The organism is Klebsiella sp. BDA134-6 (assembly GCF_015601345.1).
GTDB lineage: Bacteria > Pseudomonadota > Gammaproteobacteria > Enterobacterales > Enterobacteriaceae > Klebsiella > Klebsiella grimontii.
In genome coordinates, this window is the sequence record NZ_CP064784.1 from 1,996,179 (window position 1) to 2,011,215 (window position 15,037).

Below are 15,037 nucleotides of genomic sequence, written 5' to 3' on the forward strand. Positions count from 1 at the left end.
GCGCGAGCTGACCGGCTCGCCTGGTGGTTAGCGTAGAGCGGCAAATAACGCTTCTCCTGAGATGCCGTATTTCGCTTTTAGCTGCCTGCTATTACCCGACTCGGTAAATGTGTCCGGCGTTCCCAACCGAGTGAGGCGGGCCGGATGCGCCTTCTGCGCCAGGGTTTCCGCGATCAGTCCGCCGAGACCGCCGTTTACCGTGTGATTTTCAAGCGTAGCGATAAGCGGGCAGCCTTCAACCAGCTGATAAAATGCCTGCTCGTTAAAGGGCTTGAGGGTTGCAACGTGGATAAGCTTGCCCTTTTTGCCACTGGCAAGCAGCTTTTCATAGCCATCGGTAGCCTGCTCCAGCACCGTCCCTTCAAACAGAATCGCGAAATCGGCGCCGCTATCGGCGATGGCGGCGATATCGCTGACCCGCGGAACGACGCTTTTATCGCGAATCGGCATCGGCTCGCGCGCCACGCGAATATAAACGGGTCCCTTTATTTTGGCCGCTTGCTCAAAGGCTTCGGCGATTTCTTCCGCATCTGCCGGGGTCAGGACGGTTAACCCCGGAAGGATGCGGGTCAGCGCTAAATCCTCCAGCGCATGGTGTGAAGCGCCATCCGGGCCATCGTCCATACCGGGGTGGCTACCGACGAGTTTAATATTGGCTTTGGCATAGCACGCCTGCCGCAGCTGGGTCCAGGCGGTACCGGTTACGAACATGGCAAAGTTGACGTAGAAGGGCATAAAGCCCTCTAGTGCCTGGCCGACCGCGAAGCTCATGGCGGAACCTTCCGCAATGCCCATTTCGAAAAAGGCCTCAGGATAGACGGCCTGAAACTGGTCGGTACGGGTAGAGCTGGCTAAATCGCTGTCGATGACAACGACGGGATAGCCTTTTTCTTTAAGGTCAATCAGGGCATTACCGATCTCATCACGGGGCGCTTTCATCACTGTAACTCCTCCATTGCCTGCTGAAATTGTTCTTTACTCGGGGTTTTTGAGTGCCAGTCGCCGTTGTTTTCCATATAGCTGACGCCGGAACCTTTGGTGGTGCGCGCTACGATGGCGACAGGTTTACCTTTCAGGTGGCGGGATAGCATCAGGGTATCGGCAACCTGATGCATATCATTGCCGTTGTGCAGTTCCAGTACATGCCAGCCAAAGCTGCGGATTTTGTCCGCCAGCGGCTCGAGGTTAACGACTTCATTGACCGGATCGTGGGAAGAGAAGCCGTTGTAATCGATGATGGCGACCAGGTTATCCATTTTCATATGCCCGGCCTGCTGTAGCGTCTCCCAGATTTGGCCTTCATGCATTTCACCATCGCCAACGATGGCAAATACCCGGTGCGGATCGTTGCGCCGCTTTTTGGCGGCCGCCATACCAAAAGCAATCGACAGCCCCTGACCCAACAGTCCGGTTGTCGCATCGACTTCCGGCAGTGACTTAATGCTCGGGTGCCCCTGCAGGCGCGAGTTGATCTGCCGGAACGTAGAGAACTCGCTACGATCGATCTTCCCTTTTTGATACAGCATGGCGTACTGCGCGGCGACAGCGTGGCCTTTACTCATCACCACGCGCGAGCGGGGGGAGGCGGCCAGATCGACTTCCTGGTAATAGAGCCAGGTTAGAATGTCGATTATCGATAACGCCCCGCCCGGATGACCAATTCCGGACTCGTAAATCATGGTGACGATCTCGCGGCGGGCGGCAAGCGCGTGGGATTTCAGTTCATCAATGTTCATGTTCATTCCTTCTTAGGGCAGCATTTTACCGATGTAGTACACGACCAGACCCAGAGCGACGAAGTCGGTTTCCGGGAAGCTGGTGCCTGAAAGACCGACGGATTCCATAATCGGGTAAATCAGCGCCGGGCCGATGCCAATCAGGATCCCGGTGATGAAGCTCCCGGCAATCGCGCCTTTCCAGCCGCCGGAGGCATTGCCAAACACCGCTGCGGTCGCACCAATGAAGAAGTAGGGGATGGCTACCGGGATAATCACGGTCTGGCCAAGGATCGCCAGAAAGCCCATCACCACCAGCCCGCCGATAAACGAAGAGATAAACCCCAGCACCGTGGCGGTCGGGGCGTAGGGAAATACCACCGGACAATCGAGCGCGGGTTTGGCGTTAGGGATAAACTTTTCCGAGATGCCAAGGAAGGCCGGAACAATTTCTGACAGCAGCAGGCGTACGCCGGTAATAATGATGTACAGCGAGGCGGTAAAGGTCAGCGACTGAAAGAGCGGGTAAACCAGCCAGTGCATCCCGCCGGCCGCAGCGGTGACCGCGGCTTTCCCGGCGGCGAGCGCGGCGATGTAATAGAAAATGCTTACCGAGATCGACACCGAGACGATGTAGTCTTTAAAGATCCCCAGCCAGCCGGGGAGATTCAGCTTTTCGGTAGACTGTTTAGGGTCGCCGACTTTTGAGCCGATCCAGCCGGATGCGGCGTAGGCCAGGGTGACGTAATGCCCCATCGCGATCTCATCGTTACCGGTAATTTTTCGCATCCACGGCTGCGCAATAGCCGGATAGAGGCAGGCGGCGAGACCCAGCAGTATGGAGCCGACAATGATGGTCGTCATGTCGCTGTAGCCCAGCGCCTTCAGCGTTACGGTAAGCAGCGCGGAGAGATAAAGATTATGTTGCCCGGTAAGAAAGATGTATTTAAACGGCGTCACGCGGGCAAAAAACAGGTTCCAGCCAAAACCAATCACCATGATCAGCGACACGCACATGGCGAATTTGGTTTGCGCCAGTCCGGTTAGCGCTTCTGCCAGCGGCATGACGCCCTTCAGGCCAAATCCATCGCTGAATAAGGTCTGAAAGTTACCCAGGGAAGTGACTGCCAGACCGGCGCCGCCGGCAAAAACCAGAAAGCCGACGATGGTTTTGAAGGTGCCGGAAAGGACTTTTTCAATCGGCTTGCGTTGGATTAACAGGCCGATTAATGCAATAAAGCCAACTAAAAGTGGGGTTACGCCCAGAATGTCGAATACAATAAATCTGAGGAAATCCATATTGCCTCCGGGAGAGGTTAGTTGCTTTGAACGATGTCGGTGAGCGCAGACTCCATCTCTTCACTGTTCATCAGGTCGGTGATGCCGACCGCTCTGAATCCGGCGGCTTCGACTTCGTCGGTGAGATCGCGCATAGTGATGACAAAATCAATATCTCGCCAGGTGCGTAAGCCTGAGAGGACGTCATGTTCCAGCTCGATATCCCAGCCGTGTTTGTCGATGATTTTTTGGGCTTTGATTTTGAGCATTAAGGAGCTGCCCATACCGGTACGACAGACTATGAGACCTTTCATTCGATGTTCTCCTGCGTGTAAAAATAATTATTTTTATTTATTTGTGTGAGATAATAATTATTATCTTTACCGCAGGCCGAAAGATGTGATTGTGATTGCATTTTGAGCAAATAGGGCAAAAAATGAGCCATATAGACAATAACTTGTTGATTAGCATAAGAAATGGAGCTTCAGGACTAAGCCCGATACTGGAGAAAGTGGGCCGTTTTATCACGGAAAATCCTGACTTTGTGATGCGTCACACGATTTCAGAACTGGCCGACTCCATTGATACCAGTGAGGGGAGCATCACCCGTTTTTGTCGGGCCTTTGGTTTTAAAGGTTTCTCGGATTTCAGAACGGCGCTGGCGATGGAGCAGGGCGCCGCGCGCTCGGAAGACAGCGCTAGCAACGAGAGCGAAGAGATTGCGCCGGTGCTGGCGAGCATTCGCGACAGTAATGCCATTGTCGATAGCCAGGAGCTGAAAGCCGCGGCTGACTGGCTTAACTCCCTGAACAGCATTGCTATCTATGCCGTGGGCACGGCGGTGCCGGTGGCGTTATTCCTGCAGATGAATTTAATCAATATGGGTAAGGCAGCCAGCTTTATCGATCGCTCCTATCCGGCGGCGATGCCGCTGCTGGCTGACAGTCAAAAAACCGGCATCATCGTCGTTCACAGCGAACAGGCATCGGCGGATATGATGCAGGCCCTGTCGCTGGCAAAGCAGCAGGGCGTTAAAATTTTGTCGCTGACCCGCGGGACGTTTGCGCCGCTGGCCCGTTTATCTGACTGGAATCTTCAGGCGGCGGTGGCTTTACAGGGGGAAGGGGAGTCGGGGTTTGCGGAAATCGCCGGCGCAATGATGGTGGCCGACCGGATCCTCAGCGCGCTGGAAGAGCAGGATGAACGCTATGCGGAATACCGAAAAGCGCATCAGAAGCGCATTTTCTCGATTGAGAGCGTGGCGAATAAGCTGTCGGAATATTTTATGTCCTGACGCTGATTTTGTTGGGGAAACACCCGGTAGCGCAGTCTCTACCGGGCGGGGATTTTAGTACATCACTTTATGACCGTACTGTTCCAGAATGCCCTTCACGCGTTCCATGGTCTCTTTCTTCGGCGGATGGACGCCGTCCAGCTTGTACTCTTCGCCCATGGCTACCCATTTGTGCTTGCCCAGCTCGTGGTACGGCAGCAGTTCGATTTTCTCGACGTTGCCCATGTCACGGGTAAACTCGCCCAAGCGATGTGCGGAATCGTCGTCGTCGGACCAGCCCGGAACCACAACGTAGCGGATCCAGACGTTGATGTTTTTGTTTGACAGATAGCGGGCAAACTCCAGCGTCCGATGATTAGAGACGCCGACCAGGTTCTGGTGAATCTCATCATTCATTTGCTTGAGATCGAGCATCACCAGGTCGGTGACCTCCAGCAGTTCATCAATAACCGGATCGTAGCGGCGCACAAAGCCGTTGGTATCGAGACAGGTATGAATACCTTCTTTCTTACAGGCGCGGAACCAGTCGCGAACAAATTCGGCCTGCAGGATAGCCTCGCCGCCGGATGCCGTCACGCCGCCGCCGGAAGCGTTCATAAAGTGGCGATAGGTCACCACCTCTTTCATCAGCTCTTCAACGGTAATCTCTTTGCCGCCGTGGGTATCCCAGGTATCGCGGTTGTGGCAATAGAGGCAGCGCATCAGGCAGCCCTGGAAGAAGGTGATAAAGCGAATCCCCGGGCCATCGACGGTGCCACAGGATTCAAAGGAGTGAATGCGACCAATTGTTGACATTGCGGTGATATCTCCGAATTTGGCCCATCCGGGGCCTATGTAGATGCACAGCTCAAAGGCTATGTCGAGTCTGTTTTGGCTGTTATCCATAAAGTATAGACAGCAGACAAAAGAGACTGGGGCAGGATGATATTGCTAAAAAGGCCCCACTTGCGTGGAGCCTTTATTGTACGCTTTTTACTGTACGATTTCAGTCAATACCATTACATGGTCTGAGTGAAGGTACGAGTAATAACGTCCTGCTGCTGTTCTTTAGTCAGGGAGTTAAAACGTACTGCGTAGCCGGATACGCGGATGGTCAGCTGCGGATATTTTTCCGGGTTTTCCATCGCGTCGAGCAGCATTTCGCGGTTCATAACGTTGACGTTCAGATGCTGACCGCCTTCGATGGACGCTTCGTGGTGGAAGTAACCATCCATCAGGCCGGCGAGGTTAGTTTTACGAACTTCGTCGTCTTTACCCAGCGCGTTCGGCACGATAGAGAAGGTGTAAGAAATACCATCTTTCGCGTAAGCAAACGGCAGTTTTGCAACGGAGGTCAGAGAGGCAACAGCGCCTTTCTGGTCACGGCCGTGCATCGGGTTAGCACCTGGTCCGAACGGAGCGCCAGCGCGACGACCGTCAGGGGTGTTGCCGGTTTTCTTACCATACACAACGTTAGAGGTGATGGTCAGAACGGACTGAGTCGGGATAGCGTTGCGGTAGGTGTGCAGTTTCTGAATTTTCTTCATGAAACGTTCAACCAGGTCAACGGCCATATCATCGACGCGAGAGTCGTTGTTACCAAACTGCGGGTATTCGCCTTCGATTTCGAAGTCGACAGCCAGACCGTTTTCGTCACGAATCGGTTTGACTTTCGCATATTTGATTGCAGACAGGGAGTCAGCCGCAACGGACAGACCTGCGATACCACATGCCATGGTGCGGATAACATCACGGTCGTGCAGCGCCATCAGGGAAGCTTCGTAGCTGTACTTGTCGTGCATGTAGTGGATGATGTTCAGCGCAGTGACGTACTGTTTAGCCAGCCAGTCCATGAAGTGATCCATGCGGTCCATCACTTCGTCGAAGTTCAGAACGTCGCCTTTGATCGGTTCAGATTTAGGACCAACCTGCATTTTCAGTTTTTCATCAACGCCGCCGTTGATTGCGTACAGCATGGTTTTCGCCAGGTTAGCACGCGCGCCGAAGAACTGCATTTGCTTACCAACAACCATCGGGCTTACGCAGCAAGCGATAGCGTAGTCATCGTTGTTGAAGTCAGGACGCATCAGGTCATCGTTCTCGTACTGCAGAGAAGAGGTATCGATGGACACTTTCGCGGCGTATTTTTTGAAGCTCAGCGGCAGTTTTTCAGACCACAGAATGGTGATGTTCGGTTCCGGAGACGGCCCCATGGTGTACAGGGTGTTCAGGAAACGGAAGCTGTTTTTGGTGACCAGAGTACGGCCGTCAACGCCCATACCGCCGATAGATTCTGTTGCCCAGATCGGGTCGCCAGAGAACAGTTCATCATATTCAGGGGTACGCAGGAAACGAACCATACGCAGTTTCATGACCAGGTGGTCAATCATTTCCTGTGCGTCTTGCTCGGTGATTTTACCGGCTTTCAGGTCACGTTCGATGAAGATGTCCAGGAAGCTGGAGGTACGACCGAAGGACATTGCCGCGCCGTTCTGAGATTTTACGGCAGCCAGGTAACCGAAGTAGGTCCACTGGATAGCTTCCTGAGCGGTGGTAGCAGGACCAGAGATATCGCAGCCATATTTAGCCGCCATTTCTTTGATCTGACCCAGCGCGCGGTGCTGTTCAGAGATTTCTTCGCGCAGACGGATGGTTGCTTCCAGATCTTCGCCGTTTTCCAGTTTCTCTTGCAGAGAAACGAACTGAGCGTATTTGTCTTTCATCAGGAAGTCGATACCGTACAGCGCAACGCGACGGTAGTCACCGATGATACGACCACGGCCATAGGCATCCGGCAGACCGGTCAGAACACCAGATTTACGGCAGTTCAGGATGTCTTTGGTGTAAACGTCAAACACGCCCTGGTTGTGAGTTTTACGGTATTCAGTGAAGATTTTCTTCAGCATCGGGTCCAGCTCGCGATCGTACGCTTTGCAGGAACCTTCTACCATTTTGATGCCGCCGAACGGGATAATCGCGCGTTTCAGCGGAGCTTCAGTCTGCAGACCAACGATTTTCTCGAGACCTTTCTCGATGTAGCCAGCGTCATGAGAAGTGATGGTGGATGCAAGGGAAGTATCAAAATCAACAGGCGCGTGAGTGCGGTTTTCCTGTTTAACGCCTTCCATTACGGTGTCCCACAGCTTGGTGGTCGCGTCAGTTGCGCCAGCCAGGAAGGACTCGTCACCTTCGTACGGGGTATAGTTTTTCTGGATGAAGTCGCGGACGTTGACTTCGTTCTGCCAGTCACCTTTCGCAAAACCTTCCCAGGCTGTGGCTAACTTTTCATTAAGCTCGGACATGTAACACCTACCTTCTTAAGTGGATTTTTTATTTACTGCCTGAAACAACCCTTAGTGATGGTCGTCGCCACGCAGGTAAATGACCCAGTATGTCAACCCAACCAGCAGACCACCGCCGATGATGTTCCCGATAGTTACCGGAATCAGGTTATCAGTGATGAAGTTCATGACGGTCAGGTGAGAGAAACTTTCCGGAGTTGAACCAACTGCGGTCCAGAATTCCGGGCTTGCAAAGTCGCGGATAACGATACCCAGCGGGATCATAAACATGTTCGCGATACTATGCTCAAACCCGCTGGCAACAAACATTGCCACCGGTAAAACCATAATCATGGCTTTATCCATCAGGCTACGGCCGGAGTAGCTCATCCATACCGCAAGGCAGACCATCAGGTTTGCCAGGATACCCAGGCACACGGCTTCAACAAAAGTATGGTGCATTTTGTGGTCGGCGGTTTGCAGAACGTTAAGTCCCCATTGACCGTTGGCAGTCATATATTCGCCTGAAAGCCACATCAGCAATACAAACAGTAAGCAACCAATCAGGTTACCAACATAGACGTTGAGCCAGTTTTTCGCCAGTTGACCCCACGTGATTCTTCCGCTGGCTTTCGCGACAACGATAAGAACGGTTGAGGTAAACAGGTCGGCACCGCAAATAACGCAGAGAATCAAACCCAGTGAGAAGCAGATGCCTCCAATCAGTTTGGCAACCCCGAATGGCATCCCGGCCGTGCCGGTTGTCGCGGTAATATAGAAAACAAAAGCGATAGAGATGAAGACACCTGCGGTGATAGCCAGATAAAACGTCTTTATCGGATGTTTTGTCGCTTTATAGACACCTGCTTCTTCGGCGACTTTCGCCATGGCAGCAGGGAGTAAAAGATCAAAAGGGTTGTCAGCTTTCACACTAACTCTCTCTTTATGTAAGTTGGCGGTGAGATACTAACAAAGCATTATAGAAGGGAATTTGATGTAGATCATATCCTACCGGAACTATAGGCCTTTTTAGTGTGTGGATTTGCATATTTGTTGAGTTAACTTTTTGTTTTTTAATGGAAAAATAAATTTTAAAATTTACAAATAATGTTGATTGTTTTCATTTTACCCCCGTTTTTCGGTTAATTAAAATGGGGTATTTTTATTAAAATTAACAATATTTGCGGTGGGATTTTATTATTTCTCACTACTAATTAACTTTATGGCTACAACTTGGCTTTGGGGTTGCGGAAAGCATAAAAAACGGGGGCCTTTACTGGCCCCCATCATAGGGTTATTGCGGCGGTAAAGTGCGCTTATTTACCCCAGAATGCTGCTTTTGCGCGCTGCAGCTTTTCGTAAGCTTTCAGCAGCGACTGATGAGCCGGGAACGCAAGCAGATCGCTGTCCACTGCCTGCAGGCCATAGAACGGCGCTTCTCCGCTCAGCGCGGCGCTGGCGGCTTCTACGGCATCGGCGCCGTACATGCGTACAAAAGCGTTCAGATACTGCAGCGGCTGACGCTCCTCTTCCTGGCTCAGCAGCAGCAGGGTTTGCAGGCAGCGGTAGTAATTGGCGCGCTCGGCGCTAAAGATGGAGGCGTTGAACTCCATCGTCCACTCGGTCCAGATCAACGCCTGCTCGAGATCGCCGCCCGCCAGCGCCAGCATTGCTTTCAGCTCGCCAATGCGCAGGGTATACCAGCCGTTGTCTTTACCGGTCGCCAGACCCAACAGTTCGCGCACGCGGGTGAAATCATCGAGGCCTTCATCGTCCATTTGTTCGATAAGCGCTAAATAATCCTCTTTTTCCCACTCGCTTTCCGGCAGGGAAAGAATCGTTTCCCGCAGAGGCGCGCCCATGCTGTTATTCGCCAGCCAGAGGTCTTCTGCCGGATAGATATCAGACATGCCAGGTACAATGATGCGGCAGGCGTAGACGCTCAGGTGTTCGTAATCAGCGATGTAAACTTCTTTATCTTCTTGTTTAAAGATAGCCATAAGAGTGGCGAACTCTTCATCCGTGGTCCCGGAGAAGTTCCAGTCCACGAACGGATAGTCGGCATCCTGTTTAAACATATCCCAGGAGATCAGGCCGCTGGAGTCGATAAAGTGCGTTTCAAGGTTCGCATGTTCGGCGACTTCTTCATCATCGAAGGTTGGCGGCGTGAAGACGTCGAGATCTTTCAGGCTGCGGCCCTGTAGTAGTTCGGTAACGGTACGCTCCAGCGCCACGCCGAAATCGGGATGCGCGCCGAAAGAGGCGAAACAGGTGCCGTTAGCCGGGTTAAAAAGCACGACGCAGATAACCGGATATTTGCCGCCGAGCGAACCGTCATAAGCGAAAATCGGGAAGCCTTCGGCCTCCAGCTTATTGATCGATTCTACTACGCCCGGATAGCGCGCCATCACTTCCGCAGGGATCTCCGGCAGGCTGATGCTCTCGGCGATAATGCGGTTCTTAATATGGCGTTCAAACACTTCCGAAAGCCCCTGAACGCGGGCTTCGTTGCGGGTGTTGCCCGCGGACATCCCGTTAGAAACGTACAGGTTGCCGACAATATTCATCGGAATATAGACCGTTTCACCATCAGACTGACGGGTGAACGGCAGGCCGCAGACGCCGCGCTCGTCATTACCAGACTGTAGATCGACCAGCATACTGGCGGTTAACTGCTCGTCAGGATCATAGAACGCGCGCAGGCGAGCATCCAGCAGGCCTTCCGGCACTTCATCATCGTCGGTTAACGGGAACCATTTTTCATTAGGGTAATGGACGAAAGGGCCGTTCGCGATGGTCTCGCCCAGCCAGAAATCGGCAAAGAAATAGTTAGTTGAGAGGCGCTCAAAGTACTCACCGAGCGCGGAGGCCAGCGCGGCTTTTTTGGTGGCGCCTTTACCGTTGGTGAAGCACAGGGCGCACTCTTTATCGCGGATATGCACTGACCAGACGTGCGGTACCGGGTTGAGCCATGAGGCCTCTTCAATATCAAATCCGAGGTCGAGCAACTTCTGCTGGAAGCGAGCGATGGAATCTTCCAGGGCGGCATCTTTGCCGGGTATAAATGTTTGAGTCATGGCAGTCACTTTTATCGTACGTAAAGCGCGCAATGATACGGGTTTTAGATGACGGGTGCTATCTCCATCGTCTGGCTATGCTTATGTCACTCAATAACTGTTCAGGCGTTAATCATGAAGACATTTGACTGGCATCGTATGGCACTGGATAAAGTGCCCGTGGAATTTTTGGCCGAGGTGGCATTACGGAGCCTCTACACCTTCGTACTGGTATTTATTTTTCTCAAGATAACCGGGCGGCGGGGCGTTCGTCAGATGTCTCTGTTCGAAGTCCTCATCATTTTGACTCTCGGTTCGGCCGCGGGCGACGTCGCATTTTACGATGACGTCCCTATGCTACCGGTACTGGCGGTTTTTATCACGCTGGCGCTGTTGTATCGATTGATTATGTGGCTGATGGGGCATAGCGAAAAACTGGAGGATCTGCTTGAAGGTAAGCCGATTATTGTTGTGGAAAAAGGCGAGCTGGCCTGGGAGAAACTGCAGGCGGAAAACATGACCGAATTTGAATTTTTTATGGAACTAAGAACCAGCGGGGTTGAGCAACTGGGGCAGGTGCGGCTGGCTATTCTGGAAACCAACGGCCAGATCAGCCTCTATTTCTATGAGGATGATGATGTTAAAGCCGGACTCTCCATTCTTCCTTCTCGCTTTACCGAGCGTTTTACCACTATACCCCGGGACGACGAGTATGCCTGCGTCCGCTGCAGCGCAATCCTTACGCTACGAGCCGGGGATAAACAATTATGCCCTCGCTGCGCAAATGCAGAATGGTCGAAGGTCAGCCGGGCAAAAAGAGTCACCTGACAGCAATTATGTCGGTTTTATGACGTCAAGCTGGCAGATTCTTTTGTGTGAGCGAGACCGCATTTCCCCGACGCTCAGTTTTAGCCATTGCGGTGTGTGTCACTGAATGATAAAACCGATAGCCACAGGAATAACTTATGCCCGCGACGGTTCGCGGGTAAATAACATAGCAAGTGGTGAGGGGAAATGGCTCAGGTCTATAACTTCAGTTCAGGCCCGGCAATGCTGCCGGCGGAAGTACTCAAACTGGCACAAAAGGAACTGTGCGACTGGAACGGTTTGGGGACGTCGGTGATGGAAATCAGCCACCGTGGTAAAGAGTTCATTAAGGTGGCTGAAGAAGCGGAACAGGATTTTCGCTCCCTGCTCAATATTCCTTCCAATTATAAAGTTTTATTCTGCCACGGCGGCGGTCGCGGACAGTTTGCTGGTATCCCGCTGAACCTGCTTGGCGATAAAACCGTTGCCGACTACGTCGATGCCGGCTACTGGGCGGCCAGCGCGGTAAAAGAAGCGCATAAATACTGCACGCCGAACGTGATCGACGCCAAAATCACCGTTGACGGCCTGCGCGCGGTTAAGCCGATGAGCGAGTGGCAACTGACCCCGGGCGCTGCCTACCTGCACTACTGCCCGAACGAAACCATTGACGGTATTGCCATTGAAGAAGCGCCAAACTTTGGCGACGATGTGGTCGTCACGGCGGATTTGTCATCGACGATTTTATCTCGTGAAATTGACGTTAGCCGCTATGGCGTGATCTACGCGGGCGCGCAGAAAAACATCGGTCCTGCAGGACTGACGCTGATTATTGTGCGCGAAGATCTGCTCGGTAAAGCCAGTGTAGCCTGTCCATCGATTCTGGATTACTCCATTCTCTCCGCCAATGACTCCATGTTTAACACGCCGCCGACATTTGCCTGGTACCTGTCAGGTCTGGTGTTTAAGTGGCTGAAAGAGCAGGGCGGGGTTGCCGTTATGGATAAAATTAACCAGCAGAAAGCCGACCTGCTCTACAGCACCATCGATAACAGCGGTTTCTATCGCAACGATGTCGCTGCGGCGAACCGCTCGCGCATGAACGTGCCGTTCCAACTGGCGGACAGCGCGCTTGATAAACTGTTCCTCGAAGAGTCATTTGCCGCCGGTCTGCATGCGCTGAAGGGCCACCGCGTCGTGGGCGGCATGCGTGCTTCCATCTATAACGCTATGCCGTTGGCGGGCGTGAAGGCGCTGACCGACTTTATGCAGGACTTCGAACGCCGTCACGGTTGATCGCTGTCGTGTTTTTCATCCCCGCAGCCGCTCTGCGGGGTTTTTATTCTGTTTGTTTGAGAGTTGAGTTTAATGGAATCCCTGACGTTACAACCCATCGCACGCGTAGATGGCACGATTAACCTGCCCGGGTCCAAGAGTGTCTCTAATCGTGCCTTGCTGCTGGCGGCTTTGGCCCGTGGCACTACGGTGCTGACCAACCTGCTGGATAGCGACGATGTACGCCACATGCTGAATGCCCTGAGCGCACTGGGAGTTCATTATACCCTGTCTTCCGATCGTACCCGCTGTGAAGTCATCGGCAACGGTGGCCCTCTGCAGGCGGCTGAAGCATTAGAACTGTTCCTCGGTAATGCCGGAACGGCGATGCGTCCGCTGGCGGCTGCGTTATGTTTAGGCCGTAACGATATTGTGCTGACCGGCGAGCCGCGAATGAAAGAGCGGCCGATTGGCCACCTGGTTGACGCGCTGCGTCAGGGCGGGGCGCAGATTGATTACCTGGAGCAGGAAAACTACCCGCCGCTGCGTCTGCGTGGCGGTTTCAGCGGCGGCCAGGTTGAAGTGGACGGCAGCGTATCCAGCCAGTTTCTGACCGCGCTCCTGATGACCGCCCCACTGGCGCCTCAGGATACCGTCATCGCGATTAAAGGCGATCTGGTTTCCAAACCCTATATCGATATCACGCTGCATCTGATGAAAACCTTTGGCGTTGAGGTTGAAAACCAGTCTTACCAGCGCTTTATCGTGCGTGGCAATCAACACTACCGCTCGCCGGGCGACTACCTGGTTGAAGGCGATGCCTCCTCGGCATCCTACTTCCTCGCCGCTGGCGCGATCAAAGGCGGTACGGTGAAGGTCACCGGTATTGGCCGTAACAGCGTACAGGGCGATATCCGTTTTGCCGATGTGCTGGAAAAAATGGGCGCAACCGTCACCTGGGGCGATGACTACATTGCCTGCACTCATGGTGAACTGAACGCCATCGATATGGATATGAACCATATTCCGGATGCGGCGATGACGATCGCCACGGCAGCCCTGTTTGCAAAAGGCACCACGACTCTACGCAACATCTATAACTGGCGTGTCAAAGAGACTGACCGTCTGTTTGCTATGGCCACGGAGCTACGTAAAGTGGGAGCAGAGGTTGAAGAGGGGGAGGATTACATCCGCATTACTCCACCTGCGAAGCTTCAGTTTGCTGAGATCGGCACCTATAACGACCATCGTATGGCAATGTGCTTCTCGCTAGTGGCGCTTTCCGATACGCCAGTCACCATCCTTGACCCGAAGTGTACGGCGAAAACGTTTCCGGACTACTTCGAGCAGCTGGCGCGAATCAGTACGCTGGCCTGAGTAACGCGCGTTTAAGGTAAAAACGCCGACCATCGTGTCGGCGTTTTTTATGCCTGCTTGTCGGGCGGGAATCTAAATGCTAGCCTTGGCTGCTTGTAAATGCAGGATTTATAAGCATTTATTATGGTAATCAATGGATGATTGATATGAAAAATACAAAATTAATGCTGGCTTTAGCGGTTTCCGCCACGTTGTTGGCAGGTTGTAAAAATATGCAGGGGATGGACGCCAACGCCCTCGTAAGTTCAGGGATGACGGCCTATAAAGCGGCAACGCTTTCTGACGCTGAAGTCAAAACGCTTTCCGACGATGCCTGTAAGCAAATGGATAGCGAAAATAAAAAGGCCGGTGCTTCAAGTAAGTACACTAAACGCCTGAATAAAATTGCCAAAGCGTTAGGAAATAATATCAATGGAACCCCGGTAAACTATAAGGTTTACATGACATCAGACGTCAACGCCTGGGCAATGGCCAACGGCTGCGTCCGCGTCTATAGCGGCCTGATGGACATGATGACCGATAATGAAGTTGAAGCGGTTCTGGGCCATGAGCTGGGCCACGTAGCGCTGGGACATTCGCGCAAAGCGATGCAAACCGCGTATGCGACTATTGCCGCGCGCGATGCAATTTCATCTACCAGCGAAGCGGCTGCAAGCTTGTCTAAATCGCAGCTGGGCGATATCGCTGAGGGGATGGTTAACTCTGCTTTCTCCCGCTCTCAAGAGTCGGATGCTGATGATTTCTCCTACGATCTGCTGAAAAAGCGCAACATCAGCACTCAGGGGCTGGTGGGAAGCTTCGACAAACTGGCCAGCCTTGACGCCGGCCACAGTAAATCTCTGTTCGATTCACACCCGCCTTCAGCTGAACGCGCGCAGCATATCCGTGACCGTATCGCTGAAGATAAAAAGTAAAACTGCGTTATCTTCCGGGCTGATACTCCATCAGCCCGCTATAATTGCACAATTCTTCCGC

Annotated in this window: 13 protein-coding genes; 5 read left to right on the forward strand and 8 right to left on the reverse strand. The window is 52.9% G+C overall.

The genetic code is table 11. The features are described 5' to 3' along the window. Nucleotides 1-27 precede the first annotated feature (27 nt). From IYV58_RS09140 to IYV58_RS09155, 4 genes are read right to left on the reverse strand one after another with little or no spacing between them, the layout of a single operon-like run. Nucleotides 28-939, reverse strand: coding sequence for a transketolase family protein (locus IYV58_RS09140; protein WP_195729533.1), 912 nt, complete (start codon nt 937-939; stop codon nt 28-30). After that, on the reverse strand, nt 939-1,736 hold the full coding sequence (locus tag IYV58_RS09145; RefSeq protein ID WP_004130925.1) for a transketolase: 798 nt from the start codon (nt 1,734-1,736) through the stop codon (nt 939-941). Before IYV58_RS09145 ends, IYV58_RS09140 begins: the two co-directional genes overlap by 1 nt. A gap of 12 nt (nt 1,737-1,748) precedes the next feature. Beyond that, on the reverse strand, nt 1,749-3,014 hold the full coding sequence (locus IYV58_RS09150; protein WP_004130928.1) for a PTS ascorbate transporter subunit IIC: 1,266 nt from the start codon (nt 3,012-3,014) through the stop codon (nt 1,749-1,751). Between the two features lie 17 nt (nt 3,015-3,031). Continuing rightward, nucleotides 3,032-3,307, reverse strand: coding sequence for a PTS sugar transporter subunit IIB (locus IYV58_RS09155; protein ID WP_004100672.1), 276 nt, complete (start codon nt 3,305-3,307; stop codon nt 3,032-3,034). A 122-nt stretch (nt 3,308-3,429) separates the two neighbouring features. Between IYV58_RS09155 and IYV58_RS09160 the strand changes: the two genes are divergently transcribed. Next, complete coding sequence (locus IYV58_RS09160; RefSeq protein WP_142467769.1) at nt 3,430-4,287, forward strand: MurR/RpiR family transcriptional regulator; 858 nt, start codon at nt 3,430-3,432, stop codon at nt 4,285-4,287. Between the two features lie 54 nt (nt 4,288-4,341). Here IYV58_RS09160 and pflA read toward each other — a convergent pair whose 3' ends face one another. From pflA to ycaO, 4 genes are all read right to left on the reverse strand, one after another. Continuing rightward, a complete protein-coding gene (pflA, locus tag IYV58_RS09165) occupies nt 4,342-5,082 on the reverse strand; it encodes a pyruvate formate lyase 1-activating protein (RefSeq protein WP_004871674.1) in 741 nt (246 codons plus the stop codon). 203 nt (nt 5,083-5,285) lie between these two features. Continuing rightward, complete coding sequence (gene pflB / locus IYV58_RS09170; RefSeq protein ID WP_004130933.1) at nt 5,286-7,568, reverse strand: formate C-acetyltransferase; 2,283 nt, start codon at nt 7,566-7,568, stop codon at nt 5,286-5,288. A 51-nt stretch (nt 7,569-7,619) separates the two neighbouring features. After that, complete coding sequence (gene focA, locus IYV58_RS09175; protein ID WP_004849465.1) at nt 7,620-8,477, reverse strand: formate transporter FocA; 858 nt, start codon at nt 8,475-8,477, stop codon at nt 7,620-7,622. A gap of 386 nt (nt 8,478-8,863) precedes the next feature. Next, nucleotides 8,864-10,624: a 30S ribosomal protein S12 methylthiotransferase accessory factor YcaO gene (gene ycaO, locus IYV58_RS09180; RefSeq protein ID WP_087830093.1), complete on the reverse strand. Its 1,761-nt coding sequence runs from the start codon at nt 10,622-10,624 to the stop codon at nt 8,864-8,866. Nucleotides 10,625-10,738: 114 nt separating this feature from the next. Between ycaO and IYV58_RS09185 the strand changes: the two genes are divergently transcribed. The 4 genes from IYV58_RS09185 (at nt 10,739) to IYV58_RS09200 (ending at nt 14,976) form a co-directional block, all read left to right on the forward strand. Further along, nucleotides 10,739-11,431 (forward strand): DUF421 domain-containing protein, encoded by a 693-nt coding sequence (locus tag IYV58_RS09185; RefSeq protein WP_142446168.1) that lies wholly within the window; start codon nt 10,739-10,741, stop codon nt 11,429-11,431. A 186-nt stretch (nt 11,432-11,617) separates the two neighbouring features. Next, nucleotides 11,618-12,706 carry a 3-phosphoserine/phosphohydroxythreonine transaminase gene (gene serC, locus IYV58_RS09190; protein WP_004130941.1) on the forward strand — a complete coding sequence of 363 codons (1,089 nt, stop codon included), beginning with the start codon at nt 11,618-11,620 and terminating at the stop codon, nt 12,704-12,706. A 72-nt stretch (nt 12,707-12,778) separates the two neighbouring features. Continuing rightward, a complete protein-coding gene (aroA, locus tag IYV58_RS09195) occupies nt 12,779-14,062 on the forward strand; it encodes a 3-phosphoshikimate 1-carboxyvinyltransferase (RefSeq protein ID WP_004130942.1) in 1,284 nt (427 codons plus the stop codon). 146 nt (nt 14,063-14,208) lie between these two features. Beyond that, nucleotides 14,209-14,976: a metalloprotease LoiP gene (locus IYV58_RS09200; protein WP_004130944.1), complete on the forward strand. Its 768-nt coding sequence runs from the start codon at nt 14,209-14,211 to the stop codon at nt 14,974-14,976. Nucleotides 14,977-15,037 lie beyond the last annotated feature (61 nt).